This is a genomic window from Micrococcus sp. NPDC078436 (assembly GCF_040702705.1).
Taxonomy (GTDB): domain Bacteria; phylum Actinomycetota; class Actinomycetes; order Actinomycetales; family Micrococcaceae; genus Micrococcus.
In genome coordinates, this window is the sequence record NZ_JBFBLX010000018.1 from 1 (window position 1) to 23,945 (window position 23,945).

At 71.6% G+C, this 23,945-nt stretch carries 21 protein-coding genes; 7 read left to right on the top strand and 14 right to left on the bottom strand.

Annotated elements, in window-relative coordinates; genetic code table 11:
* Positions 1-111 precede the first annotated feature (111 nt).
* On the top strand, positions 112-567 hold the full coding sequence (locus tag AB0302_RS09995) for a SufE family protein (RefSeq protein ID WP_319074860.1): 456 nt from the start codon (positions 112-114) through the stop codon (positions 565-567).
* A 19-nt stretch (positions 568-586) separates the two neighbouring features.
* The gene (locus AB0302_RS10000; protein WP_248116889.1) at positions 587-1,111 is read left to right on the top strand and encodes an aminoacyl-tRNA deacylase; all 525 of its coding nucleotides are present in this window, start codon (positions 587-589) and stop codon (positions 1,109-1,111) included.
* Between the two features lie 30 nt (positions 1,112-1,141).
* On the opposite strand, the gene pgsA is transcribed toward AB0302_RS10000, so the two are convergent.
* From pgsA to AB0302_RS10035, 7 genes are all read right to left on the bottom strand, one after another.
* Complete coding sequence (gene pgsA, locus AB0302_RS10005) at positions 1,142-1,756, bottom strand: phosphatidylinositol phosphate synthase (protein WP_298710362.1); 615 nt, start codon at positions 1,754-1,756, stop codon at positions 1,142-1,144.
* The gene (locus tag AB0302_RS10010; RefSeq protein WP_366371792.1) at positions 1,756-2,427 is read right to left on the bottom strand and encodes an HIT domain-containing protein; all 672 of its coding nucleotides are present in this window, start codon (positions 2,425-2,427) and stop codon (positions 1,756-1,758) included. The genes pgsA and AB0302_RS10010 overlap by 1 nt, the downstream gene beginning before the upstream one ends.
* On the bottom strand, positions 2,424-4,442 hold the full coding sequence (gene thrS, locus AB0302_RS10015) for a threonine--tRNA ligase (protein WP_366371794.1): 2,019 nt from the start codon (positions 4,440-4,442) through the stop codon (positions 2,424-2,426). The genes AB0302_RS10010 and thrS overlap by 4 nt, the downstream gene beginning before the upstream one ends.
* A 67-nt stretch (positions 4,443-4,509) precedes the next feature.
* A complete protein-coding gene (locus tag AB0302_RS10020; protein WP_366371796.1) occupies positions 4,510-6,279 on the bottom strand; it encodes a DUF222 domain-containing protein in 1,770 nt (589 codons plus the stop codon).
* A 78-nt stretch (positions 6,280-6,357) separates the two neighbouring features.
* Entirely contained in the window at positions 6,358-10,260 is a 3,903-nt protein-coding gene (gene dnaE, locus AB0302_RS10025) for a DNA polymerase III subunit alpha (protein ID WP_366371798.1), read from the bottom strand.
* Between the two features lie 223 nt (positions 10,261-10,483).
* Positions 10,484-10,810 carry a DUF6504 family protein gene (locus AB0302_RS10030; protein WP_248116876.1) on the bottom strand — a complete coding sequence of 109 codons (327 nt, stop codon included), beginning with the start codon at positions 10,808-10,810 and terminating at the stop codon, positions 10,484-10,486.
* Positions 10,811-11,108: 298 nt separating this feature from the next.
* On the bottom strand, positions 11,109-12,350 hold the full coding sequence (locus AB0302_RS10035; protein WP_298710371.1) for a metallophosphoesterase family protein: 1,242 nt from the start codon (positions 12,348-12,350) through the stop codon (positions 11,109-11,111).
* A gap of 287 nt (positions 12,351-12,637) precedes the next feature.
* On the opposite strand from AB0302_RS10035, the gene AB0302_RS10040 reads away from it, so the two are divergent.
* Both AB0302_RS10040 and AB0302_RS10045 read left to right on the top strand, forming a co-directional pair.
* A complete protein-coding gene (locus tag AB0302_RS10040; RefSeq protein WP_366371800.1) occupies positions 12,638-13,417 on the top strand; it encodes a DUF6318 family protein in 780 nt (259 codons plus the stop codon).
* A gap of 383 nt (positions 13,418-13,800) precedes the next feature.
* The gene (locus tag AB0302_RS10045) at positions 13,801-14,421 is read left to right on the top strand and encodes a hypothetical protein (protein WP_248116869.1); all 621 of its coding nucleotides are present in this window, start codon (positions 13,801-13,803) and stop codon (positions 14,419-14,421) included.
* Between the two features lie 44 nt (positions 14,422-14,465).
* Here AB0302_RS10045 and AB0302_RS10050 read toward each other — a convergent pair whose 3' ends face one another.
* Positions 14,466-15,326, bottom strand: a complete 861-nt coding sequence (locus AB0302_RS10050; RefSeq protein WP_298710377.1) for an SOS response-associated peptidase — start codon at positions 15,324-15,326, stop codon at positions 14,466-14,468.
* A 114-nt stretch (positions 15,327-15,440) separates the two neighbouring features.
* Here AB0302_RS10050 and AB0302_RS10055 point away from each other — a divergent pair, with 114 nt between their 5' ends.
* From AB0302_RS10055 to AB0302_RS10065, 3 genes are read left to right on the top strand one after another with little or no spacing between them, the layout of a single operon-like run.
* The gene (locus AB0302_RS10055; protein ID WP_366371803.1) at positions 15,441-16,535 is read left to right on the top strand and encodes an S-(hydroxymethyl)mycothiol dehydrogenase; all 1,095 of its coding nucleotides are present in this window, start codon (positions 15,441-15,443) and stop codon (positions 16,533-16,535) included.
* On the top strand, positions 16,535-17,194 hold the full coding sequence (locus AB0302_RS10060) for an MBL fold metallo-hydrolase (protein WP_366371805.1): 660 nt from the start codon (positions 16,535-16,537) through the stop codon (positions 17,192-17,194). Before AB0302_RS10055 ends, AB0302_RS10060 begins: the two co-directional genes overlap by 1 nt.
* Before the next feature lie 5 nt (positions 17,195-17,199).
* Positions 17,200-17,841 (top strand): uridine kinase, encoded by a 642-nt coding sequence (locus AB0302_RS10065; protein WP_366371807.1) that lies wholly within the window; start codon positions 17,200-17,202, stop codon positions 17,839-17,841.
* Between the two features lie 73 nt (positions 17,842-17,914).
* Here the strand turns inward: AB0302_RS10065 and AB0302_RS10070 are convergent, their stop codons facing one another.
* From AB0302_RS10070 to nrdF, 6 genes are all read right to left on the bottom strand, one after another.
* Entirely contained in the window at positions 17,915-18,736 is an 822-nt protein-coding gene (locus AB0302_RS10070) for a lipoate--protein ligase family protein (protein WP_366371809.1), read from the bottom strand.
* Entirely contained in the window at positions 18,733-19,590 is an 858-nt protein-coding gene (locus AB0302_RS10075) for a thioesterase family protein (protein WP_366371811.1), read from the bottom strand. Before AB0302_RS10075 ends, AB0302_RS10070 begins: the two co-directional genes overlap by 4 nt.
* Positions 19,591-19,691: 101 nt before the next feature.
* Positions 19,692-20,369 (bottom strand): methionine ABC transporter permease, encoded by a 678-nt coding sequence (locus tag AB0302_RS10080; protein WP_298710385.1) that lies wholly within the window; start codon positions 20,367-20,369, stop codon positions 19,692-19,694.
* Entirely contained in the window at positions 20,366-21,475 is a 1,110-nt protein-coding gene (locus tag AB0302_RS10085) for a methionine ABC transporter ATP-binding protein (RefSeq protein ID WP_366371814.1), read from the bottom strand. Before AB0302_RS10085 ends, AB0302_RS10080 begins: the two co-directional genes overlap by 4 nt.
* A 4-nt stretch (positions 21,476-21,479) precedes the next feature.
* Positions 21,480-22,394, bottom strand: coding sequence for a MetQ/NlpA family ABC transporter substrate-binding protein (locus AB0302_RS10090; protein WP_298710389.1), 915 nt, complete (start codon positions 22,392-22,394; stop codon positions 21,480-21,482).
* A gap of 495 nt (positions 22,395-22,889) precedes the next feature.
* The gene (nrdF, locus tag AB0302_RS10095; protein WP_366371816.1) at positions 22,890-23,903 is read right to left on the bottom strand and encodes a class 1b ribonucleoside-diphosphate reductase subunit beta; all 1,014 of its coding nucleotides are present in this window, start codon (positions 23,901-23,903) and stop codon (positions 22,890-22,892) included.
* Between the last annotated feature and the right edge of the window lie 42 nt (positions 23,904-23,945).

Here is a 23,945-nt window from a genome sequence, read left to right on the forward strand (position 1 = left end):
CCACTACAACTACCATCGGCCTCATACCTCCTGCGCAGAGGCTCCTCCGGCCTCACTGGCCCCGGCCCGAGTCAACAACGTCATGCCCTCCTACAACTAGACTGGGTGACCATGACCGAGTCGACCGCGACCCCCGCCGCCCTGTCCGAGATCATCGACGACTTCGCGGGGGTGCCCGATCCGCAGAAGCTCGAGCTGCTGCTGGAGTTCTCCGACGAGCTGGCGGAGCTGCCCGCCCGCTTCCACGGCCACGAGGCCGAGATGGAGCAGGTGGTCGAGTGCCAGTCGCCCCTGTTCCTCGCGGTCGAGCTGGAGGGCGAGCCGGGCCCGGACGCGGTGGTGCGCCTGTACATCACGGCGCCGCGGGAGGCACCCACGACGCGCGGATTCGCCTCCGTCCTCTCCCAGGGGCTCGACGGGTCCACGGCGCGCGAGGTCCTGGACGTCCCCGAGGACATCCCGGCGAAGCTGGGCCTGCAGAAGGCGCTGACCCCGCTGCGGCTGCGCGGCATGTCCGCCATGCTCGGGCGGATCAAGCGCAACGTGCGCGAGCAGGCCGGCCTCTGAGCCGGCGAGGACGGCCGGCATGGCACGGAGGCGGGGCGGCACGGATCGGGGCGCGCTGAAGCACACGGCGACCCCCGCCGTCGCGGCGCTCGTGGCGGCCGGGGTGCCGCACGTGCTCCACACGTTCGAGGTGGCCCTCGACGGCGGCGGCGAGAGCTTCGGCGCGCAGGTGGCCCACGCGCTGGAGGTCCCCCCGGAGCGTCTGTTCAAGACCCTGATGGTGGCCCTGCCGGACGGCTCGCTGGCCGCGTGCGTCGTGCCCGTGTCCGGGAAGCTGGACCTGCGCGCCGCCGCGGCAGCGCTGGGGGTGAAGAAGGCGGTGATGGCCGACCTCGCGGTGGCCGAGCGGCGCACCGGCTACGTGCGGGGCGGCATCTCCCCGCTGGGACAGCGGAACCGGCACCCCGTGGTGGTGGACGCGTCCGCCCTCACAGGAGAGGTGATGTACCTCTCGGGCGGGCAGCGTGGGCTCGACGTCGAGCTGGCCCCCGCCGACCTCGTCGCGGTGAGCGGCGCCGTCGTGGCGGCGATCGCTGCCGACTGAGGTGACTGCTGGCTGAGGCGGCAGGGTGCTTCAGGCCGCGGACGCGCGGGCCTGGCGACGCACCGCGGCGACCCGCTGCAGCACGGTCACCACGGAGGCGAGCGCGAGCAGCGCGAGGACCACGGTGAGCAGGACGGGCGGCAGCCCCAGGCCCGTGAGGCCCACCGCCACCAGCGTGGCCACGAGCCGCTCGGCGCGCTCGGCGATGCCCACGTTGGCGGTGAACCCGAGCGACTCGGCCTTGGCCCGGGCGTAGGACACGAGCATGCCGAGCGCCAGGCAGGAGGCGGCGAGGACGCCCACGGTCGGGTTGTCCCCGACGCCGAAGCCCCACCACAGCACGCCGAGGAACACCGCGGCGTCCTGCACGCGGTCCAGGGTCGAGTCCAGGAAGGATCCCCAGCGGCCCGTGGTCCCGGCCTCGCGGGCCATGATGCCGTCCACGAGGTCCGAGAACACGAACAGGGTGATGACGATCGTCCCCCAGAACAGCTCGCCGAGCGGGTAGAACACGAGCGCGCCGAGGCTCACGCCCACGGTGCCCGTCACCGTCACGGCGTCCGGGCTGACGCCGGCGCGCAGCAGCCCGCGGGCCACGGGCAGGAAGACGCGCGTGGTCACCCCGCGGGCATGCCGGTCCAGCATCAGCGCACGTCCCCCTGCGGTGCCGCGGCGGGCGTCGCGTCGCCGGGAGCGTCCGGAGCGTCGTCGGGCTCTGCCCCGGCGTCGCGCCTCCTGCGGGCGGTGAGCTCGGCGGCCGCTGCGGGCCAGGCTGCCACGAGGAGGTCGCGGGTCTGGCCCAGGGTCTGGGACATGTTCTTGGTGTGCGCGATGATCGGCAGGAAGTTGCCGTCGCCGGTCCACCGCGGCACCACGTGCTGGTGCAGGTGTGCCGCGATGCCCGCTCCCCCGGCCACGCCCTGGTTCATGCCCAGGTTGAAGCCCTTGGGGCGGCTGGCCCCCTCGAGGGCGAGCATGGCCGTCTGGGCCAGCTCCGCCATCTCCGCCGTCTCCTCCGCCGTGATGTCCGTGTACATGGGCACGTGGCGGTACGGGCAGATCAGCAGGTGCCCCGGGTTGTACGGGAACAGGTTGAGGATCACGAAGGCCGTGCGCCCGCGGTGCACGATCAGCGACTCCTCGTCCGTGCGATGCGGCGCCGCGCAGAACGGGCACGTGTGCTCGTCCTTCACCTGGTCCGGTCCGGCGTTGATGTACGCCATGCGGTGCGGGTTCCAGAGCCGATCGAAGGCGTCCGGGACGCCGGGCAGCCCGAAGCCGTCCGTCGCCGCGGCGTCGCCGTCGGGGGTGCTCACGCCGTGACCTCGCGCTCCCGGACTGCCTTCACGATGCGGGCGATGGCCTCGTCCACGGGAACGCCGTTGTCCTGCGACCCGTCGCGGAAGCGGAAGCTGACCGCGCCGGCCTCGGCGTCCTCGCCGCCCGCGATGAGCACGAACGGCACCTTCTCCTTGGAGGCCGTGCGGATCTTCTTCGGGAAGCGGTCCGAGGAGTCGTCCAGGCGGGCCCGGATCCCCTCGGCGCGCAGCTTCGCGACGACGTCGGCCAGGTAGTCGTTGAACGCCTCGGCCACGGGGATGGCCACGACCTGCTCGGGGGCGAGCCACGCCGGGAAGGCGCCCGCGTAGTGCTCGGTGAGCACGCCGAGGAAGCGCTCGATCGAGCCGAAGAGGGCGCGGTGGATCATCACGGGGCGCTGACGCGTGCCGTCGGCGGCCTGGTACTCGAGGTCGAACCGCTCGGGCAGGTTGAAGTCCAGCTGGATGGTGGACATCTGCCAGGTGCGGCCGATCGCGTCCTTGGCCTGCACGGAGATCTTCGGCCCGTAGAACGCGGCGCCGCCCGGATCCGGGACGAGCTGGAGGCCGGAGCCCTCGGCGACCTCGGCGAGGGTGCGGGTGGCCTCCTCCCAGATGTCGTCCGAGCCGACCGACTTCTCCGGGTCACGCGTGGACAGCTCGAGGTAGAAGTCGTCCAGGCCGTAGTCCTTGAGCAGGTCGAGGACGAAGGTGAGCGTCGTGGTGAGCTCGTCCTTCATCTGGTCGCGCGTGCAGTAGATGTGGGCGTCGTCCTGGGTCATGCCGCGCACGCGGGTCAGGCCGTGGACCACGCCGGACTTCTCGTAGCGGTACACGGAGCCGAACTCGAAGAGGCGCAGCGGCAGCTCGCGGTACGAGCGGCCGCGGGAGCGGAACACGAGGTTGTGCATGGGGCAGTTCATCGGCTTGAGGTAGTAGTTCTGCCCCTGCCGGGTGACCTCGCCGGTCTCCGGGTCGCGCTGCTCGTCGATCTGCATGGGCGGGAACATGCCGTCCGCGTACCAGTCCAGGTGCCCGGAGACCTCGTAGAGGTGCTGCTTCGTGATGTGCGGCGTGTAGACGAACTCGTAGCCGGCCTCCTCATGGCGGCGGCGCGAGTAGTCCTCCATCGTCTTGCGGATGATGCCGCCGCGCGGGTGGAACACGGGCAGGCCCGAGCCGAGCTCGTCCGGGAAGGAGAAGAGGTCCATCTCCGCGCCCAGCTTGCGGTGGTCGCGTCGCTCGGCCTCGGCAAGCCGCTCCTGATAGGCCTTCAGGTCGGCCTTGGTGGGCCAGGCGGTGCCGTAGATGCGCTGCAGCTGCTTGTTCTTCTCGTTGCCCAGCCAGTAGGCGGCCGCGGAGCGGGTCAGCGCGAAGGCGTTGGAGATGAGCTTCGTGTTCGGCAGGTGCGGGCCGCGGCACAGGTCGCACCACACGGCGTCGCCGGACTTGCGGTCCACGTTGTCGTAGACCGTGATCTCGCCGGCGCCGACCTCCACGGAAGCGCCCTCGCCCGCGGTGTCGGCCTCGTTCTTCTTGCCCAGGAGCTCGAGCTTGTACGGCTCCTCCGCCATCTCGGCGCGGGCCTCGTCCTCGGTGACCACGCGGCGGCGGAACTGCTGGTTCGCGTTGACGATCTTCAGCATCATCTTCTCGAGCTGCTTGAGGTCCTCCGGGGTGAAGGGCTCGGCGACGTCGAAGTCGAAGTAGAAGCCGTCCGTGATGTACGGGCCGATGCCGAGCTTGGCGTCGGGGCGCAGCTGCTCCACCGCCTGGGCCATCACGTGGGCGGTCGAGTGGCGCAGCACGTTCAGGCCCTCGGGCTCGGTGATGTCCACGGCCTCGACGCTGGCGCCGGCCGGGATTGCGCGGGCGAGGTCCCACAGGTGGCCGTCCACGCGCATGACCACCGTGGTGGGCTGCTCCCGGAAGAGCTCCAGGCCGGTGATGCCGTGCGTCACCTCCCGCATCTGGCCGTCCACGGTCAGCAGGATGTTCTTCGGCTCGGACACGGTGCTCCTTCTCGGGTCAGGCTTCTGGGCGTGTGGCATACGGAGGCCACCGCCAGCCGCCCCCATTCTAGGGGCGGGCGGGAACAGGGCGGCGACGACGCAGGAGGGCGCCGACCCGCGTCGACGCGGCGGACTCCTCCCACCCGCCGGGGCTCCGTTGGGCGCGACCGATCCGCAGGGGCGGTTGAAGCCGGGTCCAGGGCTCGGGGAAGGCTGGTCGCTCCGGCGGAGGGAGTGGTTCCCGCCTCGCCGGAGCAGGAGCCGCCCCGGGTGGGCCCGGGCGTGTCCGGTGATGCTGGTTCCGGCGCGGCGTGCGGTCCGGGTCGAGGTGGCGGGCCGGGACGAACCACGGGACGCCCTCGATGACCGACACCTCCCACCACCCGGCGTGCACGGCCTGGTGATGGTGCGAGCAGAGCAGCACGCCGTTGGCCACGTCCGTGGGCCCGCCGTGCTCCCAGTGGCCGATGTGATGGACCTCGCACCAGCTGGCGGGCAGCGCGCAGCCGGGTGCGGCGCATCCGCCGTCCCGCGCCGTCACGGCCCGCCGCTGGGCACGGGTGAAGAGACGACGCGCCCGGCCGAGGTCGAGGATCTCCCCCTCGCCGCCCAGGACGGCGGGGATGATGTCCGCGTCGCAGGCGATGCGCCGGATCTCGCGGGGGTCGATCGGTCCAGTGAGGTCGGCCGTGGACACGGCGGACCCCATGCGTCCGTCGGCGGCGGCGCGCAGCTCCCCGAGGAGCGTCCGATGGTCGATCGTGACGAGCACCTGCGGACGGTTCCCGCCGGTGGAGGGCAATGCCTCCGCACCGGCATGCGCGAGGGCCGCCTGGAGGGCGCTCACCAGCGTGTCCGCCTGCCGCTGCCCGCGCGTCCGGGGGTCCGGGGCCGAGCCGGCGTCCTGCACGCCGGCAACGGCGCGGGGGTTCGTCGCGGCGGATGCCACGGTCTGCAGGACCTCATGCTGGGCGTCGGTGAGGTGGAGGTCCCACCGGTGCAGCCCACGGCGCTGGCCCCGGTGGAACAGTCCCTGGGCGGCGTTCAGCTCCGCTTCCGTGGGCGCGGCGGTGTCCGGCATGACGAGGGCGTCGAGGTTCTGACGCCACCGGGCGCAGAGCCGACGGATGCCGTCCGGCTCGATGCGCTGGAGCTGGTCCGCCAGGATGCCCTCTCCCGCGTCGACCAGGTCCTCGACCTCGTCCCGAGGCACGCCGGCGATCAGGGCGTCGGTGCGTGCACGCGTCAGCGTCTCGATCACGACGTCGCAGGCCCCCGGCTCGGCGGCCCCGGCCGCCACCACACGGGCGATGGCGGGCAGCTGCGGCTCCGCGACCGGCGCCGTGGCGAAGGCGCGCTGGGGTCGGGTGGCCTCGGCTCGGCGGAGTCGGCGCTGGGCGTCCCGGCGGTCGATGTGGAGGAGGGAGCGCAGGCAGTCGGCCTCGTCCCGGTGGGGGCTCTTGCCCGGAGGGATGCCCAGGAGCTCATGACGATCCGCCTCGTGCCCGTAGACCTGGGCGAGGTGCCCGGCGAGGGAGGTCTGCACCGCGGCGACGGTGCGCGCGAGCCGCTCCACCTCCTGGAGCAGGGCCGGGAGCCGCAGGTCCTCGACCTCCGGGTGCCACTCCGGGTCCCCGAGCCGTTCGAGCAGAGCCAGGACGTCCGACTGCGCGGCCCCGAGCAGGTCCGCGACCGGCGCGCCGAGAGGCGAGCGTGGACCCTCGCCGAGGCCTTCGCCGGAACTCCGGTCTGCACTGCCGCTGCCGGCGCCGTCAGCGGCGTTGCCGAGGCGCGCAGACGGGTTCATCACGCGCCTGGTCTCACCGATCACGTCCATGTCTCTTCCCCCCTTTCCTCATGCAGTCCATCACGGGGCCCGGACACGTTAAGCAGCCCCTCATCCGTGCCGGACGGCTCACCGCTCCGGCGTGGGCAGTAGCTCCCACGTGTCCGGGTGGGGCACCGGGATGGGCGTGCTGCACCCCGGGGCCTCGGCCGTGGCCTGCGGCGTCCCGGCGCTCGCCCCGGCCTCCACGCGCTCGGCGTCCTGGGCGACGAGCGCCTCGGGGCGCACCTTGACCGGCCAGCCGCCGGTGCCGTGGTGCGGGATGTCCGGCAGGGACGCCCCGCCGCCGGGCCCGCCCGGCGTGCCGCCGCGACGCCGGACCGCGGCCGCCTTCCGGTCGGCGGCCAGCCAGCGCCGCCACTGCTCCCGGGTGGCGTCGAGGTAGTCGGGGTCGGGCAGGGTCTCGGAGCGGTGCAGGTCCCATGCGCGGACGGCCTGCACCGAGACGGCCTGCGGGCCGGTGCGTCGCGTGGTCCCCTCGATCAGCAGGAGGCGCGCCGAGAAGAGCATCTCCCCCGAGGCGTGCTGGGCCTCGGTGAAGAAGGACGCGTCGACGCAGCCCGTCCCGTCGTCCACGGAGAGGAACACCACCCGCTTGCCGCTGCGCATGGGCGGGGTCTGCGTGGCCACGCGCACCCCCGCCACGAGCACGCGCGACTGCGAGCGCAGTCGCAGCAGGTCCTTCGCGCGGGTGATCCCGAGGGCGTCGAGGTACGGCGCGTGGGAGTCCATGAGATGGGCGGTCACGTCCAGAGCGGTGAGGTCCAGCTCGGTGCGCACCTGCGCGGCCGTGGGCGGGGACGGGAACATCGGGGTGAGGGCGCTGAGCTCGGTGTCCGGCAGGTCCAGGGCCAGCTGACCGTCCACCTGGCGGGTCCGCGGGGGCCGCGAACGGGTGGCCCCGCGGCCCGGGCCGGTGCCCCGCGTACTGGAGTGCTGCAGCTCGAGGTGGTGCACGAGGTCGGTGCGAGACGCCCCGCCGGGCGGCAGCAGGCAGTCGAGGGCGCCGAGCTGGGCGAGCCGCTCCAGGTTGCGGCTGGTGGGCCGGGCACGGTCCCGGACGTCGGCGAGGGAGTGGTAGGGGCGGCCCGCGTCGAGGCGCTCGACCTCCGCCTCGCTCAACCCGGACAGGCTCGTCAAGGGCAGGCGGATCCCCCAGCGACCGCGAGCGCGGCCGTCGGGACCGGTCGCGGAGCTGGCGGTCGCGGAGCTGCCGGGTGCGGGTGGGCCGGGCGTCGGAGGGCCGGGTGTGCTGGGCCTGGAAGGACCGGGCGCGCCGTCGTCGTCCACGCATCCGCCGTCCGCGGGGTGACGCGCGCCGTCGTCGTGGGCGCCCTCCCCGTGGAGGCCGTGGCCGTCCACCTCCGGGTGCGAGGGCACCCACTCGACGCGCACGTGCCGAGTGGAGGCGTTGACGTCCACCGGGAGCACGGGGATGCCCATGCGGCGGGCCTCGGCCACCATGAGGCGGGCCGGGTACATGCCGGGGTCATGCTCGAGGATGGCGGCCATGAAGGCCTCGGGGTGGTGCGTCTTGAGCCAGGCGGACTGGTAGGTGGGCACGGCGAACGCGGCGCCGTGGGCCTTGCAGAAGCCGAACGAGCCGAAGGCGTGGAGGGTGCCCCAGACCTCGTCGATCACGTCGAGGTCGTACCCCTTCTCCAGCGCGTGGGAGCGGAAGTACTCCTCCACCGTGCGCTCGGCGGGCCCGCCGAGGAGCCGGCGGAACTCGTCCGCGCGGGCCAGGCCACAGCCGGTCATGACGTCCATGGTGCGCAGCACCTGCTCGTGGAACACGGTGACGCCGTGCGTCTCGGCGAGCACGGGCTCGAGGTGCGGGTGCGGGCAGCGGGCCGCCGCCCAGCCGTGCCGCTGCTCCAGGAAGGGCCGTACCATGTCCGACTGCATGGGGCCGGGACGGAAGAGGGAGATGTCCACCGTGAGGTCGTTGAACTCGCGGGGGGCGAGCTTGCCGATCAGCTCCCGCTGGCCCGGCGACTCGATCTGGAAGCAGCCGAGAGTGTGGGTGGTGCGGATCATCTCGAAGGTCGCCTCGTCGTCGAGGGGGACCCGCTCGAGGTCCGGCCTCTCCCCCGTGATGCGCTCCACCTCCGCCAGCGTGTAGGCGATCGCCGACTGCATGCGCACGCCGAGGATGTCCAGCTTGAGGAAGCCCATGGGGTCCATGTCGTGCTTGTCGAACTGGCTCATCGGCAGGCCCATGCCCGAGGGCTGCACGGGCGTGCGGTGCAGGAGGGTGGCGTCGCCGAGGATGACGCCGCACGGGTGCATGGAGATGTGCCGGGGCAGGCGATCGAGACGCTCCGTGATGTCCACCAGCAGGTCCAGCTGATGCCGCCCCGCCCGGCGGCCGGACTCCACGCGGCGGGAGAGCTCCCCCAACTCGGGCATGCGCTGCAGCGCCTCGCGGAAGCTGGAGGCGGAGAAGCGCCACAGCTGCTTGGCGATGACGTCCACGTCCTCGTCCGGCAGGCCCAGGGCCATCCCCGCGTCCCGGACGGCGCCGCGGGCCCGGTAGGCGTTCTGCATGCTCATGAGCGTGGTCCGCTCGGCCCCGAAGCGCTCGAACACGGCACGGTAGATCTCGTGGCGGCGCGCGGACTCCACGTCGATGTCGATGTCCGGCAGGGTGGAGCGCGCGTCCGAGAGGAAGCGCTCCATGATCAGGCCGTTGGCCATGGGGTCCACGTTGGAGATCCGCAGCGCGTGGTTCACCAGCGACGACGCCCCGGAGCCGCGCGCGGAGACCCGCACGCCCATCCCCTCGATCAGGTCCACCACGGAGGACACCGTGAGGAAGTAGCTCGCGAACCCGAGGCGCGAGATGATCCCGAGCTCGTGCTCGACCCGGTCCTGCAGGTCGCGGGCCTCCTGACTGGTGCCGAACCCGGAGCCGGTGTGCAGACGCGGGTAGCGGGCGGCCAGGCCGGCGAGGGTCCGCTCGTGCAGCACGCGGTCGGGCGGCCCGTCCACCCCGATGACGGAGGCCTCGGGCACCCGGGGCCGGCCCCAGCCGAGATCGCTCTCGGGGTCGAGGGCGCAGGCCTCGGCCAGGCGGCGGGTGGACTCCAGGAGGGGCGCGGCAGGCTCGTCCGCGGCCTCGCACACCTCACGGGCGATCCGGTGCATGTGCTCGGTGGGCTTGAGCCAGCCCTGTCCGTTGGGCTGCAGGTCGTGCAGGGCGTCGAGGGAGCTCAGCGCCCGGGCGGCGTCGAGGACGTCCGCGGTGGCCGCGCCGTCCGGGGCGGCGTACCGCACGGCGTTGGTCAGCACGGCGGGCGTGCGGGTGTCCCGGGCGGCGCGCAGCATCTTCACGGCGTGGCCCGTGTCCAGCCGTCGGCCGGGCGCGGAGAGGTGCGTGACGACGTCGACGTGCACAGATCCGGCGGGCAGGGCCGAGCGCCACCGGCGCAGGGCGCCCACTCCCGCGGTGTAGCGGCGGCGGGCGAGGTGGCGTCCGAGGTCCGAGTCCGGCCCGAGGAGCACGAACAGTTCCGGGCTCGGCGGGTTCGCGGGGTTGGCGGCGGTGGGCACGCGCCCCCCGGCGGCCTCCGCCAGCTCGGCGACGGCGGCCCAGGGGCTGCCTCCGCCCGCTCCCCCGGTGGTACGGGCATGGGCCGCGGAGATCACCTGGCACAGGGCGCGGTAGCCGGACCCGTGGGAGCCACCCCGGGCGAGGATGACGGCCCGGCCGGCGTCGCCGTCCTCCTCCGACCAGCGCAGGGCGAGGTCCACCCCGACCACGGGCGCGATGCCGTGCTGCAGGCACGCGCCCACGTGCTTGGCCATGCCGTAGAGGCCGTCGCGATCGGTGCACGCGAGCAGGTCCATGCCCGCCGCGGCGGCGGCCGCGGCGAGGTCCTCGGGCCAGCTCACCCCGTAGTGGGCGCTGAAGGCCGAGGCCATGTGCAGATGGGGGAACGGGACGGGCGGGGGCGTGCGGTCACCCATGGGGAGCTCTCCTGGACGTGCTGGACCACCCCGCCGGGGTCTCCGACGGGGGCGGCGCGGGAAGCGCGGCGGGTGCACGAGCCGGGAAGCGTGCGGGGGTCCGAGCCAGGGGAAGGAGGCGGTCGGGGCGGCCTGTGGCCGCCGAGGCGGCCACTCACCCACAATAGAACACATGTTCGAATGACGGAAGCGGGGGGCAGGCCCCGGAGGGGCGGACGGGACCTCACGCCGTCCTCCGCAGGTCATGAGCGACCTCGTGGACGCGAATGAGGCGCCAACGCCCGGAGTCGAGGTGGTGGGCGACGTCCAGGGTCTGCACGGGGGCGGAGCCGGCCCGGGCGAGGCGCACCTGCAGGCGCCAGATCTCATGGTCCACCAGGCCCGGCCCGCGGCCCTTCTCGGCCCGCACCTCCTCGGCCCACCAGCGGCGACGCTCGAACCAGCGCATCGGCCGCTCGGCGATGACGTAGTCCCGCCCGTTCCAATGCAGGCCCTGCGGCGCGCCGTCCGGGGCGCGCTCCACCGCCACGGACTGCGTGAAGACTCCCATGCTGCTCTCTCCCTGTGTGCGCTGCGGACGGATCCGCCGGCGGGCGCCGACGGACGGCGGGAGCGCGACCCACCCGCGACGGCGGGCAGGGGAAGAGTCGGGAAGCCTCGGCCCGCGATGGGACCGAGGGCCGGAGGTCGCACTCTCGATCGTACCCGAACATGTGTTCGAACCCGATGGGAGGGACACTACGGGTGGCAGCGGACACGTTAAGGGGGCCCGGGGAAAAGGCGACGTCGGCACCCGCGCGGGTGCCGACGTCGCCGTGCTCACGCCCCCGGGCGGGGCGGGGCCGCGCTCAGGCCTTCACGTACCGCGGGAAGGCGGCAGGCGCGGCCACCGGCTTGCCCTCCGGGTTCATGTCGATCCCGAGGTCACGGGCCCAGACGATGCGGGTGTCGCCGGTGTAGACGGCCTCGGTGCGCTCGTCGAGCTCGAACACGCGGGCGCCGCGGAGGGTGTGCTGATCCCACGTGCCGTCGTTGAGGCCGTAGGTGTCGAAGCCGGTGCCGGGCGCGTAGCCGAGCTCGACGCCGTAGTAGTTCCCCTTGTAGGTGTTGATGTGGTCGTGGCCGCAGTAGATGCCCTTGACCTCGCCGCGCTCCTTCACGGAGGCGTAGATGCCCGAGTTGATCAGACCGTGGTAGACGTCCTCGTGCTTCACACCCTCGATGGCGTGACGGCGCACGGCCTCCGCGTGGCGGGCCTCGTCCTTCTCGCCCTGGGAGGCGTACCACATGTAGGAGTGCTCGAACGTGGGGATGTGGAAGAACATGAGGCCGGGGACGCCCTTGCCGAAGCGCTCCGCGGTGGCCTCCGAGGCCTCCTCGTACCAGCGGATCTGCTGCGGACGGATCCAGTCGTAGTCCATGACGCCCTCGGTGGACTGCCCGGCGGCGTCCTGGGCGGTGGCGTAGCGGCCCGAGTCGAGCAGCCAGATGGCGAAGGAGGGGGCGGCGCCGCGGGACCCCCGCACGAGCAGCTGGGCGTCGGAGTGGCCCGGCTTGGACGGGTCCACGGCCGGGTTGAGGTTGTGCTTGTACTGGCGCACGAAGTCCACGATCCGGGATTCCGTCATCGAGGTGCCGTGCTCCGTGACCGAGTCCTCGTCATGGTTGCCGAAGGTGATGGCCCACTTCACGCCGCGGGACTCCATCGGCATGACGAAGTTGTTGATCCCCTGCATCACCTGCAGGTCCGTGGTGGGCGAGCCGTCGATGACGTCGCCGTTGATGAGCGCGAAGTCCGGCTTCTCCCGGTCCAGGACCTTGCCCATGAACTCGAGGGTGCGACGGTCCGCGGCGTGGCCGCCCTGGGTGTCGTTGAACTGCACGATCTTGAAGCGGCGGCTCTTGCCGAACGCCAGCGGCATGGACTGGGCGCCGGCGTCACGGCGACGTCCATGGGCAGGGGCGTGGGCCGGAGGCGCGGCCTGGGCGACGGGGGCTGCGGCCAGCACGCCGGCCGCGGCGAAGGCTCCGCCTCCGGCGAGGATGCCGCGGCGATCGACGGACGGGGACTCGGGGATGCGATCGGTCATGGCTCTCTCCTGCTGAAGCGGCGGTCGATGACGTCGCGGAAGCGTCGCTGACCTGGACGTTAGGAGGCTGAGATGACCCCGGGGATGCCCGGCGCGGAACGCCCACGGAACGAGCAGATGAACGGTCGGGAACACGACACCTGCGCGTCTGACGATGTTCACGGTCCGCCCTGTGGAGAACCCCTCGCGTGTCGCGGAGGCATGCGTACACTCGCCAGTGTCGCCACTCACACGCCGCTCACGCGGTGGTCTTCACGGGATCAGAGCCGTGGCGGCGGACGGAACGGATGTCTTCTGAGGAGGGGACCTTGTCCATCACCGCACCCCCACGCGCCCTGCCCCGCCGACGCCCCGCCCAGGCCGCATCGCTGGCAGCCGCCCTCGCACTGGCCCTCACGGCCTGCGGCGGCGGAGACCCGGCACCGACCGAGACCACGACGACGGCGCCCGCCTCGTCCACGCAGGCCGCTGACACCCCCACGGCTACGGCTACGGCTACGGCCGGCGCATCTCCCTCCACCCCCGACGGCGGCACGGCGCCATCTAGCGGGAGCGGACCCGCGAGCGCAACGGCGAGCGGTCCGTACGTCCCCGCCTCCGCCGAAGGCCCCGCCCAGAACGTGCCGAAGCCGGTGATGCCCGAGGTCATGAAGGAAGAGACCCAGGAGGGCGCCGAGGCGGCGGTGAAGTACTTCTGGGAGACGGTCTACTACATGCAGCAGACGGGGGATGCGGGTCCCACACGCACCGCATCTTGGGAGGCTTGCGCCTTCTGCAGTCACATAATTAGCTCGATGGAGGCCATCTACTCGAATGAAGGATGGTTCACAGGCACCCAGTCCAATGTGAGTTCCGCTCGCCTCAGGCCATCTTCTAGTGGATATAACGCGACGCTTATCATGAATTTCTCCAGCGGCACGGGATACATGCGCGATGGCTCTACGCCCGAGGGGGGAAACGTACCGGAATCAAAGGGCGCCCCTTGGGTAGCTGATCTCATCTATGATGATGACTTGAAGAGTTGGTTTGTAGAATCAATGACCTTCCAGGGACGCGGGGATAGATGACAATGAAATTCAAAACCACCAGATCAATCAAGAATATGGCCCTGTTGATCCTCACGCTGGCAATCATTGGCGTCACCCCGGCTCGCGGCCAGCAAATCTCCGAGGAATGCACCACCAATAAAGCAATCTACGCACTCTCCGCTTCGTCCATCGCTGTCTCAAAGAAGTGCCACCAGGGCGGAGTTTCTAAAAGAACGGGGATCGTCAATGACGTTGACCCAGAAGCGCCTCCGCGGGACATAGAAGAGGCGTCCGCACCAGAGCCCTCACTGAAGACAAACGTCACAATGAACGCCTGCGACCCGAACCAGGTGGGCAACCCAGACTTCAAAACCTGTCAAGAGCAGAAGGAAAAGTTCTGTCCTGACGGTGGCGAGTGGGTTATGACGGAGACAACTGACATCAGTACGGGTACACCACAGGTCACCTACTCCACCCCCATCTGCACGGGCACCGGCACCGGCCCGGCTCCCATCGGCGCCGCAGGCGACGCCGCTCCCCCGGTCACCATCGACGAAGTCCGCACCCTCCTGGTCCTGGAGCCGACGATCGAGTCGGACAACGCCGGCCGCGGCGTCCGCAACGCGGAGACCAACTTCTACACCCTCGCGCAGCCGGTCTCCCTGACCACGACCATCGCCGGCCAGGACATCGAACTCCGCGCCACGCCCGTCACCTTCCACTGGACCTACGGTGACGGCACCGGCACCGTGACCACCCACGACGGAGGCCACGCGCAGCCCGAGTTCAACGTGCCCACCCCCACGAGCCACGTCTACGAGGACACGGGGTCCTACACGGTCGGCCTGACCACGGTGTACGTCGGCGAGTACCGGGTGGCCGGCGGCGAGTGGCAGCTGATCCCCGGCACCATCACCCTGGACGCCGCCCCGGTCACCGCGGACATCTGGCGCACAGTCACGCGCAACGTCGCCGACGACTGCGGCGCCGACGCCTCCGCGTGGGGCTGCACCGGGCCCATCGACGCCCCGGACGGCGGCTGAAGGCCGCTCCTCGGCTCACCTCCGGGCGCCCCACCCGGCCCACCTCAGAGGAGTCGCTCCTGCACCTCGCCGGGCTCCTCGATCAGCTCCGGGCCGTTGTTCCGCACGTTCCCCACGGCCGAGCCCACCGGGCGCAGGCGCCACCCCGACGCCACGCCGTACGCCTGCGCGCACACCTCGTCCACGAGCAGTTCGGCCTCCTCTGCCGACCCGAGCTTCCCGGGCTCCAGCCAGCGGGCCATCGCCTCGGCTCCCAAGGGCACGGGCAGCCGGTCGTGCAGCTCCCCCAGCTCCGCCAGCAGCGGATCCTCCGCCTCCATGTTCGGCGCCGCCATCGTCAGGATCGACGTCGAGAGCACCCACGCGTCCTCTCCCGCGGCTTTCGCTTCCGGGTCCTGCCACCACTCGTAGAGCCCGGCGAACCAGATCACGGGCCCCTCGCCGTCACCGGCGCCGGCCGGGTGCACGTAGAAGGGCTGCTTCTCGGCGGCCTTCCCGTCGGCTCCCTTCGCCCCGGGCTCCGGCTTCTTCCACTCGTAGTACCCCTCCACCGGCACCGCGCAACGGCGCGAACGCACGGCCGCCCGGAACGTCGGCTTCTGTGCCACCGTCTCGGACCGGGCGTTGAACGCCCGCGACCCCACGGACAGCTCCTTCGCCCATGGCGGAACGAGTCCCCACCGCGCCACGTGCAGCTCGCGCCGCACCTCCCCGTCGGGCGCCTCGCCCCCGCCAGACGCCCCCGCGCCGTCCCCGTCCACCGCCCGCTCCAGCAGGATCGGCACGTCCGCCGTCGGGGCCACGTTCCAGTTGGGCCGCAGTTCGAGCGTCTCATCGGGCAGCATGCCGCCGCCTAGCCTGACGAGGTCACCGGCCGCCCGGGCCATCACATACCGTCCGCACATGCCCCCAGTGTGCCCCACCACAACGGGGTCGCCGCCGGTCCCCACCGGATGCCGCCCCGGCCTCGAGTGTGGTGGGATGGACACCGAGCCACCCCCACTGCACAAGGAGTCAGCGTGCCACAGAAGGTCCGCGGCGTCGTCGCCATGGCGAAGGACGCCTCCGTCAGCATCGAGACCATCATCATCCCCGACCCGGGACCGGGAGAGGCCGTCGTCGACGTCAAGACGTGCGGCGTGTGCCACACGGACCTGCACTACGTGCAGGGCGGCATCGGCGACGAGTACCCGTATCTGCTCGGCCACGAGGCGACCGGCGTGGTCTCGGCGATCGGCGAGGGCGTCACCCACGTGGCCGTCGGCGACACCGTGATCCTCAACTGGCGCGCCGTGTGCGGCGAGTGCCGCGCGTGCAAGAAGGGCCAGCTCGAGTACTGCTTCGCCACGCACAACGCCGCCCAGAAGATGACCCTCGAGGACGGCACGGAGCTCTCCCCCGCCCTCGGCATCGGCGCCTTCGCCGACAAGACCCTCGTCCACGCCAAGCAGTGCACCCAGGTCGACGGCGTCGACACGCCCGAGGAACAGGCCGCGGTCGGCCTGCTCGGCTGCGGGATCATGGCCGGCATCGGCGCCGCCATGAACACCGGCGCGGTCAAGCGCGGCGAGTCCGTGGCCGTCATCGGCTGCGGCGGCGTGGGCGTCGCCTCGATCGCGGGCGCGAAGCTCGCCGGGGCCACCACGATCATCGCGGTGGACATCGACGACAAGAAGCTCGCCAAGGCCACCGAGCTGGGCGCCACCCACACGGTGAACTCCAAGGAGCAGGACCCGGTGGAAGCCATCCGCGCCGCGACGGGCGGCTTCGGCGCCGACGTCGTCATCGAGGCCGTGGGCCGCCCCGAGACCTACGAGCAGGCGTTCTACGCGCGCGACCTCGCCGGCCGCGTGGTGCTGGTGGGCGTGCCCACCCCGGACATGCAGCTCACCCTGCCGCTGCTCGAGATGTTCGGCCGCGGCGGCGCCCTGAAGTCCTCGTGGTACGGCGACTGCCTGCCCGAGCGCGACTTCCCCATGCTGGTGGAGCAGTACCGCCTGGGCCGCCTGCCCCTGGACGAGTTCGTCACCGAGACCGTCGCCCTCGACCAGGTCGACGAGGCCTTCGAGACCATGAAGTCCGGCGACGTCCTGCGCTCGGTGGTGGTGCTCTGATGGCCGCGCGCATCGACCACGCCGTCACCTCCGGCACGTTCTCCCTCGACGGCGAGACGCACCAGGTGGACAACAACGTGTGGGTCGTCGGCGGCGCGGAGGAGTGCGTCGTCATCGACCCGGCGCATGATGCCTCCGCCGTGTGGAGGAAGGTGGCCGGCCGCCAGGTGCTGGCCATCCTCCTCACCCACGGCCACGACGACCACATCCGCCAGGTCCAGGAGTTCCGCCAGATGGTGGACGCCCCCGTGCTGATGCACCCGGCCGACCGCATGCTGTGGGACGCCGTCTTCCCCGACGACGCCCCCGACGGCGAACTGACCGACGGCGACGTGATGCGTGTGGCCGGCGTCGAGCTGCGCGTGCTCCACACGCCCGGGCACTCCCCCGGCTCCGTGTGCCTCCACGCCCCGGACCTCGGCGAGCAGGACGACGACGGCACCCCCACCGGCGTGCTGTTCTCCGGCGACACGCTCTTCCAGGGCGGGCCCGGCGCCACGGGCCGCTCGTACTCGGACTTCGACACGATCATCGAATCGATCCGCGAGCGCCTGCTCACGCTGCCGGAGTCCACGGTGGTCCACACGGGCCACGGCGGCTCGACCCGCATCGGGGACGAGAAGCCGCACCTGCAGGAGTGGATCGAGCGGGGTCACTGAGCCCCGTGGACACCCTGACGGACGCCGCGCGCGTCGTCCTCCTCGGAGGTGCCTCCGGCTCGGGCAAGTCCTACCTCGCCCGGCGCTACGGGCGCCCCCACCTCCCGCTGGACGCGTTCTACTTCCAGCAGTCCGACGACGGCGGCGGCTCCGGCCCCGTCTTCCCGCGCACCCCCTACGGGGAGATCGACTGGGACCACCCCGGGACGTGGAACGAGCAGGCCGCGGTGGACGCCGTCGTCGAGCTCCTCGAGGAGGGCGTCACCCGCGTCCCCGACTACGACATCTCCACGTCCTCCGTGCTCGGGCACACCGCCGTCTCGCTGGAACCGGACGGCGTGATCGTGGCCGAGGGCATCTTCGCGGAGGAGATGCCGGCGGCGCTCACCCGCGCAGGCGTCCCGTTCGAGGCCTGGTACATCGACCAGTGGCGGGGGACGACGGCGGTGCGCCGGTTCGGCCGCGACGTCGCCGAACGGCGCAAGCCGGTCCCGTTCCTGGTGCAGCGGGGCTGGGCGCTGTACCGCACGGACGCCGAGCGCCGGGCGCATGCGCTCGCTGCCGGTTTCGCGCCGCGGTCAAAGGCACGGCTGAAGCGCGAACTCGCGGCGCTGGCCATGACGGGCGGGGTGGGGGGCTCCGCGTGAGCAGCCGCCACGTCTCCACCGTGATCGCCGCCGACACCGCCCTCGTGGCGCGCCTCACGGGCGTCGACGGCGCTCAGACGTCCACGACGCCGCGCCCCTGCCCCTGCGCCCACGCCGCGTACTCGTCACGCAGGGCGACCGTGAACGCCGGCACCGCGGCCCCGGGTCGCACGTCGTCCGCCCCGCCGACGGTCCGCGGGTCCATCTCGAGCCCGAGCGAGCGGTAGACGTCAGTGAGCACGGCGCGCAGCGGGGAGGCGTCGGCGACCACCACGTGGGTGGAGAACAGCCACGCCCCCTTGACCACGCGCTGCGCCGAGCCGGCCAGCTTCACCGGATTCCCGGGTGCCGGCCCCTGCACGGAGAATTCGCCCGGGCAGTACTCCCCCGGGATCTCCCCCACGGATGACTCGACCCCCATCCGCGCGAACGCCCGCACGAACAGGTCCGCGAACTCGGAGAACCGTGCCTGCTGGCGCACCCCGGCGTCCTCCTCGAGGGCGAGGTGGTCCACCACCACGCAGCCGTGGTGGTAGGCCGCCGCCCGTCCCCCGGCCCGGCGCGTCACTGGCGCGAAGCCATGGGCACGGCACGCGTCGACGGCGGACGCGTGCCCGGTCAGCCGGGTGTCGCGCTGGCCGAAGGCCACGGTGGGCTCCGGCACGTAGACCCGGATCAGGTCGGCCATCGGCGTGCCCGCCGCCGCGGCCGCCCGGAACTGGCCGAGCGCGTCCATGGCCCAGTCGAGGTCCTCGGTCGCGCCCAACGACTCACCCTGCACGAACCAGCGGACCCCCTGGGGCGCCGCGCCCTCCCCGGGCTGCTTCAGGCGACCACCGTCCGCGGCGTCCGACGCCTCGTCCCTCGATCCGTCCGTCGGTCCGGACCCGCTCACGCCTCTGGCCACGGGCGCACGGTCAGGGTCTGCTCGGCGTGGGCGAAGGGGCCGCCGTCGTCGTGGAGCACGGAGGAGGTGAGGCCCACGCCGTCCGGGCCCACGGTGACCTGGTTGGCGATGCCCAGCCAGGAGCCCGTCGGCTGGCGGTACAGGTGGATCTGCAGATCCACGTTCGGGAAGAACCAGCCGCCCGGCTTGGGCGGCAGCACCGGCGCGATGCCGTTCGCCGCGTCCGCCAGTCCGATCAGGCGCACGAGGTCCGAGGTGGTCTCCCCGTCCACCATCGCGACGTCCGAGGTCAGCCAGACGCGGCCGTGGCCGGGCTCGTGGCCGGGGGCCTCGAGTCCGTCGAGGCTCGCGATGAAGCCGCCGCCCCACCCGGACAGGGCTCCCTCGCCGGCGCACTCCTCGCGCGGGGTGAGCAGCTCGTCGGGGATGTTCAGGGCGGCGGACGTGTCCGTCGTCGTGAGCAGCCACGCGCGGCAGGTCAGGACGGCCCGCTCGCGGGCGGTGAGCACGGACTCCACGAGCTCGATCGTCTTTCCCGGGCGGATCACACGGGTCTCCACGTGCAGGTCGCCGGACCAGAGGGTGCCGAGGATCTCGAAGCTCAGGCGAGCGATCCGCAGGCCGTCCTTGCCGAACTCCGCCTGGATCTCATGGACGAGCAGCGCGGACACGGCCGCCATGTGCATCTCCTCGGGCCGCCACGCGCCCTGAGCGTGCACGGTGGAGCGGACGTCGGCGATGCGCACACCCTCCTCGGTGGTGCGGGGATCGGCGGTGCGGACGTAGTACGCGCGGGGCTCAGCGCCGGTCTCGGCGCCGCCGTCGTGGGCATCAGTGGTCATGCCCGGCAGTCTGCCAGAACGACGCCGGCCGGTCGCCTCCGTGGGGAGACGACCGGCCGGCGTCGAGTGGGGCGCGGCAGGACAGCGCGACGAGCCTCCGCTCAGCGGCGCATGACCCGGCGGGCGATCCCGTTGCCTGCCAGCTGCAGCGCCTGGACGAGCACGATGACGACCGCGACGGCGAGCCACGTGATCTCGGGGCGGAACCGGTTGTACCCCTCGACGATGGCGAAGTTGCCGATGCCGCCGCCACCGATGATGCCGGCCATGGCGGACATGTCCACGAGGGAGATGATCACGAACGTGAAGCCGAGGATCAGCGGGCCGAGGGCCTCGGGGAGCACCACGGTGCGGATGATCCGCATCCGGGAGGCGCCCATGGCCCGGGCCGCCTCGATCACGCCGGGGTCCAGCGAGACGAGGTTCTGCTCCACGATGCGGGCGATGCCGAACGTGGAGGCCCAGATCATGCAGAACACGACCGCCGTGTTGCCGATGCCGGTGCCGACCACCTGGATGGTGAGCGGCTGCAGGGCGGCGATGAGGATGACGAACGGGATCGGCCGGATGAGGTTGACCACGAAGTTCATCGCGGCGTAGGCCACCCGGTTGGCGTAGATGCCGCCCGGCCGCGTGGTGTACAGCACCATGCCGACGAGCATGCCGAGGATGCCGCCGAGCAGGAAGGCCCACCCCACCATGTAGAGGGTGTCGCCGATCGCGGAGAGCAGCTCGGGGCCGTAGTAGTCCCAGTCGAGGTTCTGGATGTCCTGGATCACGGGTGCTGCACCTCCTGCACGTCCCCGGCGCCCGCCAGGTCCGCGACGAACGCCTCGACGGCGGCCGGCTCACCCGTGAGCGCCACGGTGAGCAGGCCGTAGGCCGAGTCCTTGGTGGCGGACATGCCGCCGTGGACGATCTCGAATCCCACCCCGCGCTGTGCGGCGGTGCCGAGCACCCCGGACACGGCGGCGGCGTCCTTGAGGGACACCATCACCAGGCGGCCGGCGGTGCGCTCGCGGATGCGGGCGACCTCCTCCGCCGTGGGGCGGTCCTTCAGGGCGGTGGCCACGAAGGACGCGGCGTCGGCCGAGTGGGCCGGACGGGAGAAGAGGTCGTAGACCTTCCCCGACTCCACCACACGGCCGGTGTCCATCACGGCCACGCGGTCGGCGATCGAGCGGATGACCTCCATCTCGTGGGTGATGGCCACGATCGTCACGCCGAGCTCCTCGTTGACGCGCCGCAGCACGGTGAGGACCTCCTGGGTGGTGGAGGGGTCGAGGGCGCTCGTGGCCTCGTCGGCCAGGAGGATCTCCGGCTCGGCGGCGAGCGCGCGGGCGATGCCCACGCGCTGCTTCTGCCCGCCCGAGAGCTGCTCGGGGTAGTGCCGCGCCTTGTCGGCCAGCCCCACGAACTCGAGGAGCTCCGCGACGCGGGCCTTGCGGTCGCCCCGCGGCCACCCGGCCGTGGCGAGGGCGTACTCCACGTTCCCCGCCACGGTGCGGGAGGTGAGCAGGTTGAACTGCTGGAACACCATGCCGATCCGTGTGCGCAGGGGTCGCAGGCGCGCCTCGGAGAGGTGCGAGACCTGCTCGCCGAGCACGGTGACCGTGCCCGACGTCGGCTTCTCCAGCCCGTTGATCATGCGGATCAGGGTGGACTTGCCGGCTCCGGAGAACCCGATGACGCCGAAGACCTCACCGCGGCGGACGGACAGGGAGACGTCGTCCACCGCCGTGACCTCGCGGCCGCCGGTGGTGAACACGCGACTGACGTGGTCGAAGACGATGATGTCCTCCCCCGGGGCGCCCTGCGTGGCGCGCCTCGGGGTACCGGCGGCCGTGACGGCCGCCGGGTGCTCAGGGGTGTGCGAACCGGTCACCGGCTCAGGCACCCTGCTTCGCGATGGCATCCTGGTACTGCTTCAGGGTCTCGTCGATCTGCCCCTCGTCCAGCTTCACCGGCACCGAGGTGTCCGAGGAGAGCTTGGCGGACTCGGCGAGCACGCGCTCGTCGTGGTACAGGTCCGCGACGGTCTTGTAGGTCTCGTTCTCGCGGTCCGCGCGGCGCACCGCGAAGCCGTTGACGAAGGGCTTGGCGGAGTCGGCCTGCGGGTCGTCCTTGAACAGGGCGGTGGTCGTGTCGATGCCCGCGTCCGCGGAGAAGGTGTTGTTGATGATCGAGCCGGCCACCGACTCGAGCGCGTTGACGGTCTGCTGCGCCGCCACGGGCTGGACCTTCACGAGGGAGGCGGCCTCGTCGATGTCACGGACCTCGGGGCGGATCGTGTCGTTCTTGAGCTTCAGCAGGCCCGCTGCCACCAGGACGTTGATCGCGCGCGCCTGGTTGACGGTGTCGTTCGGGATCGCGACGGCGTCGCCCTTCTGGAACTCCTTGAGGTCCTTGTACTTCTTGGAGTAGAGCGGCAGCGGGATGATCTCCGTGGTGCCGATGAGGGTGAGGTCCTTGCCGGAGGCCTGGTTGTAGTCGGCCAGGTAGGCGATGTGCTGGAACCAGTTCATGTCCACGTCGCCGTTGTCCAGCGCGGGGTTGGGCTGCGTGTACTCGGTGAAGTTGCGGATCTCGACGTCGATGCCGTGCTCCTCCTTGGCGATCTTGGCCAGGAGGCGGTGGGTCTCGTTCTCCGAGACGACGCCGATGCGCACCTTCTTCGCGTCGCCCGAGCCCGAGGCGGAGGAGCCCTTGTTCTCGGACTGGGAGTTGCACGCGGTGAGAGCGAGGGCGCCGACGGCGGCCAGGGAGAGGCCGGCGAAGGAGCGGCGGGTGATGTTCTGCGTCATGGGGTTCTCCTCGATGAGGTGGCGCCCGCTGGGGGCGGTGGGACGGCTGTGGGCGCGGCACGGCGGGCCAGAGGGGCCGGCGCGCGTGGCGCAGGAGGGGCGTGGCTCGCCCCGGGCCGATGGCCGGGGTTCCTTTCGACGATGCTCTTGCCCGTCCTCCAGCCACCGCACTGTGCCCCGTCAGGGGCCTCCGTGCGGCGGAGGGGGGCCGCTTCTCGGTCCGATGCCACCCGTGAACATGGGGTTGGCGAGCGGCTCGTCGTGGGACCACGTGGTCCCGCCGGTGGGGCGGGGCCGAAAGCCGCTTCTCCTGAAGCTGACGCCGATCCTATCGCAGGATGGCCCGGCCTTTCCGGCAGGTGCTCACCTGATGTCGCAGAACGTCACGGACGGCCCACCGGAGACACAGACGACGCCGGCCACCCGCCTCCGTGAAGGAGGCGGACGGCCGGCGTCGTGGGTCCGTGCGGAGAGACGCCGCGGGTCAGCGCGGGATCAGAAGTCCCAGTCCTCGTCCTCGGTGTTCTCGGCCTTGCCGATCACGTAGGAGGAGCCGGAGCCGGAGAAGAAGTCGTGGTTCTCGTCCGAGTTCGGGGAGAGCGCCGAGAGGATGGCCGGGTTCACGTTGGTGACCTCGGCCGGGAACATCGGCTCGTAGCCCAGGTTCATCAGGGCCTTGTTGGCGTTGTAGTTGAGGAACTTCTTCACGTCCTCGGCCAGGCCCACGGCGTCGTAGAGGTCGTGGGTGTACTCGACCTCGTTCTCGTACAGCTCGAAGAGCAGCTCGAAGGTGAAGTTCTTCAGCTCCTCGCGGCGCTCGGCGGGCAGCGCCTCGATGCCGCGCTGGTACTTGTAGCCGATGTAGTAGCCGTGCACGGCCTCGTCCCGGATGATCAGGCGGATCAGGTCCGCCGTGTTGGTCAGGCGCGCCCGGGAGGAGAGGTACATCGGCCAGTAGAAGCCCGAGTAGAAGAGGAAGGACTCCAGCAGGGTCGAGGCGACCTTCTTCTTGAACGGGTCCTCGCCGTCGTAGCGGTCGACGACGATCTGCGCCTTGCGCTGCAGGTTCTCGTTCTCGCGGGACCAGCGGAAGGCCTCGTCGATCTCCTTCGTGGAGGAGAGCGTGGAGAAGATCGAGGAGTAGGACTTCGCGTGCACGGACTCCATGAACGCGATGTTCGTCAGGACGGCCTCCTCGTGCTGCGTCAGCGCGTCCGGGATGAGGGACACGGCACCGACGGTGCCCTGGATGGTGTCCAGGAGGGTCAGGCCGGTGAACACGCGCATGGAGAGCAGGCGCTCGTCGTCGGTCAGGTGGGCCCAGGACTGGACGTCGTTGGACAGCGGCACCTTCTCCGGCAGCCAGAAGTTGTTGACGAGGCGGTTCCAGACCTCCACGTCCTTCTCGTCCTGGATGCGGTTCCAGTTCACGGCCTCGACGAGGTGGTGCTTCACGGAGGGTCCGTGGGCGTGCTGGTCCTGGGTCGCGGGTTCCTGGGTGGCGGTCATGTCCGGAGTCATCCTTAGTGCGAGAATCGGCGTGATCACGGG

Coding starts and splice junctions, on each gene's coding strand:
- AB0302_RS09995 (WP_319074860.1), top strand. CDS start 112: ATGACCGAGTCGACCGCGACCCCCGCCGCCCTGTCCGAGATCATCGAC.
- AB0302_RS10000 (WP_248116889.1), top strand. CDS start 587: ATGGCACGGAGGCGGGGCGGCACGGATCGGGGCGCGCTGAAGCACACG.
- pgsA (WP_298710362.1), bottom strand. CDS start 1,756: ATGCTGGACCGGCATGCCCGCGGGGTGACCACGCGCGTCTTCCTGCCC.
- AB0302_RS10020 (WP_366371796.1), bottom strand. CDS start 6,279: ATGGACGTGATCGGTGAGACCAGGCGCGTGATGAACCCGTCTGCGCGC.
- dnaE (WP_366371798.1), bottom strand. CDS start 10,260: ATGGGTGACCGCACGCCCCCGCCCGTCCCGTTCCCCCATCTGCACATG.
- AB0302_RS10030 (WP_248116876.1), bottom strand. CDS start 10,810: ATGGGAGTCTTCACGCAGTCCGTGGCGGTGGAGCGCGCCCCGGACGGC.
- AB0302_RS10035 (WP_298710371.1), bottom strand. CDS start 12,350: ATGACCGATCGCATCCCCGAGTCCCCGTCCGTCGATCGCCGCGGCATC.
- AB0302_RS10040 (WP_366371800.1), top strand. CDS start 12,638: ATGTCTTCTGAGGAGGGGACCTTGTCCATCACCGCACCCCCACGCGCC.
- AB0302_RS10045 (WP_248116869.1), top strand. CDS start 13,801: ATGACGGAGACAACTGACATCAGTACGGGTACACCACAGGTCACCTAC.
- AB0302_RS10050 (WP_298710377.1), bottom strand. CDS start 15,326: ATGTGCGGACGGTATGTGATGGCCCGGGCGGCCGGTGACCTCGTCAGG.
- AB0302_RS10060 (WP_366371805.1), top strand. CDS start 16,535: ATGGCCGCGCGCATCGACCACGCCGTCACCTCCGGCACGTTCTCCCTC.
- AB0302_RS10075 (WP_366371811.1), bottom strand. CDS start 19,590: ATGACCACTGATGCCCACGACGGCGGCGCCGAGACCGGCGCTGAGCCC.
- AB0302_RS10090 (WP_298710389.1), bottom strand. CDS start 22,394: ATGACGCAGAACATCACCCGCCGCTCCTTCGCCGGCCTCTCCCTGGCC.
- nrdF (WP_366371816.1), bottom strand. CDS start 23,903: ATGACCGCCACCCAGGAACCCGCGACCCAGGACCAGCACGCCCACGGA.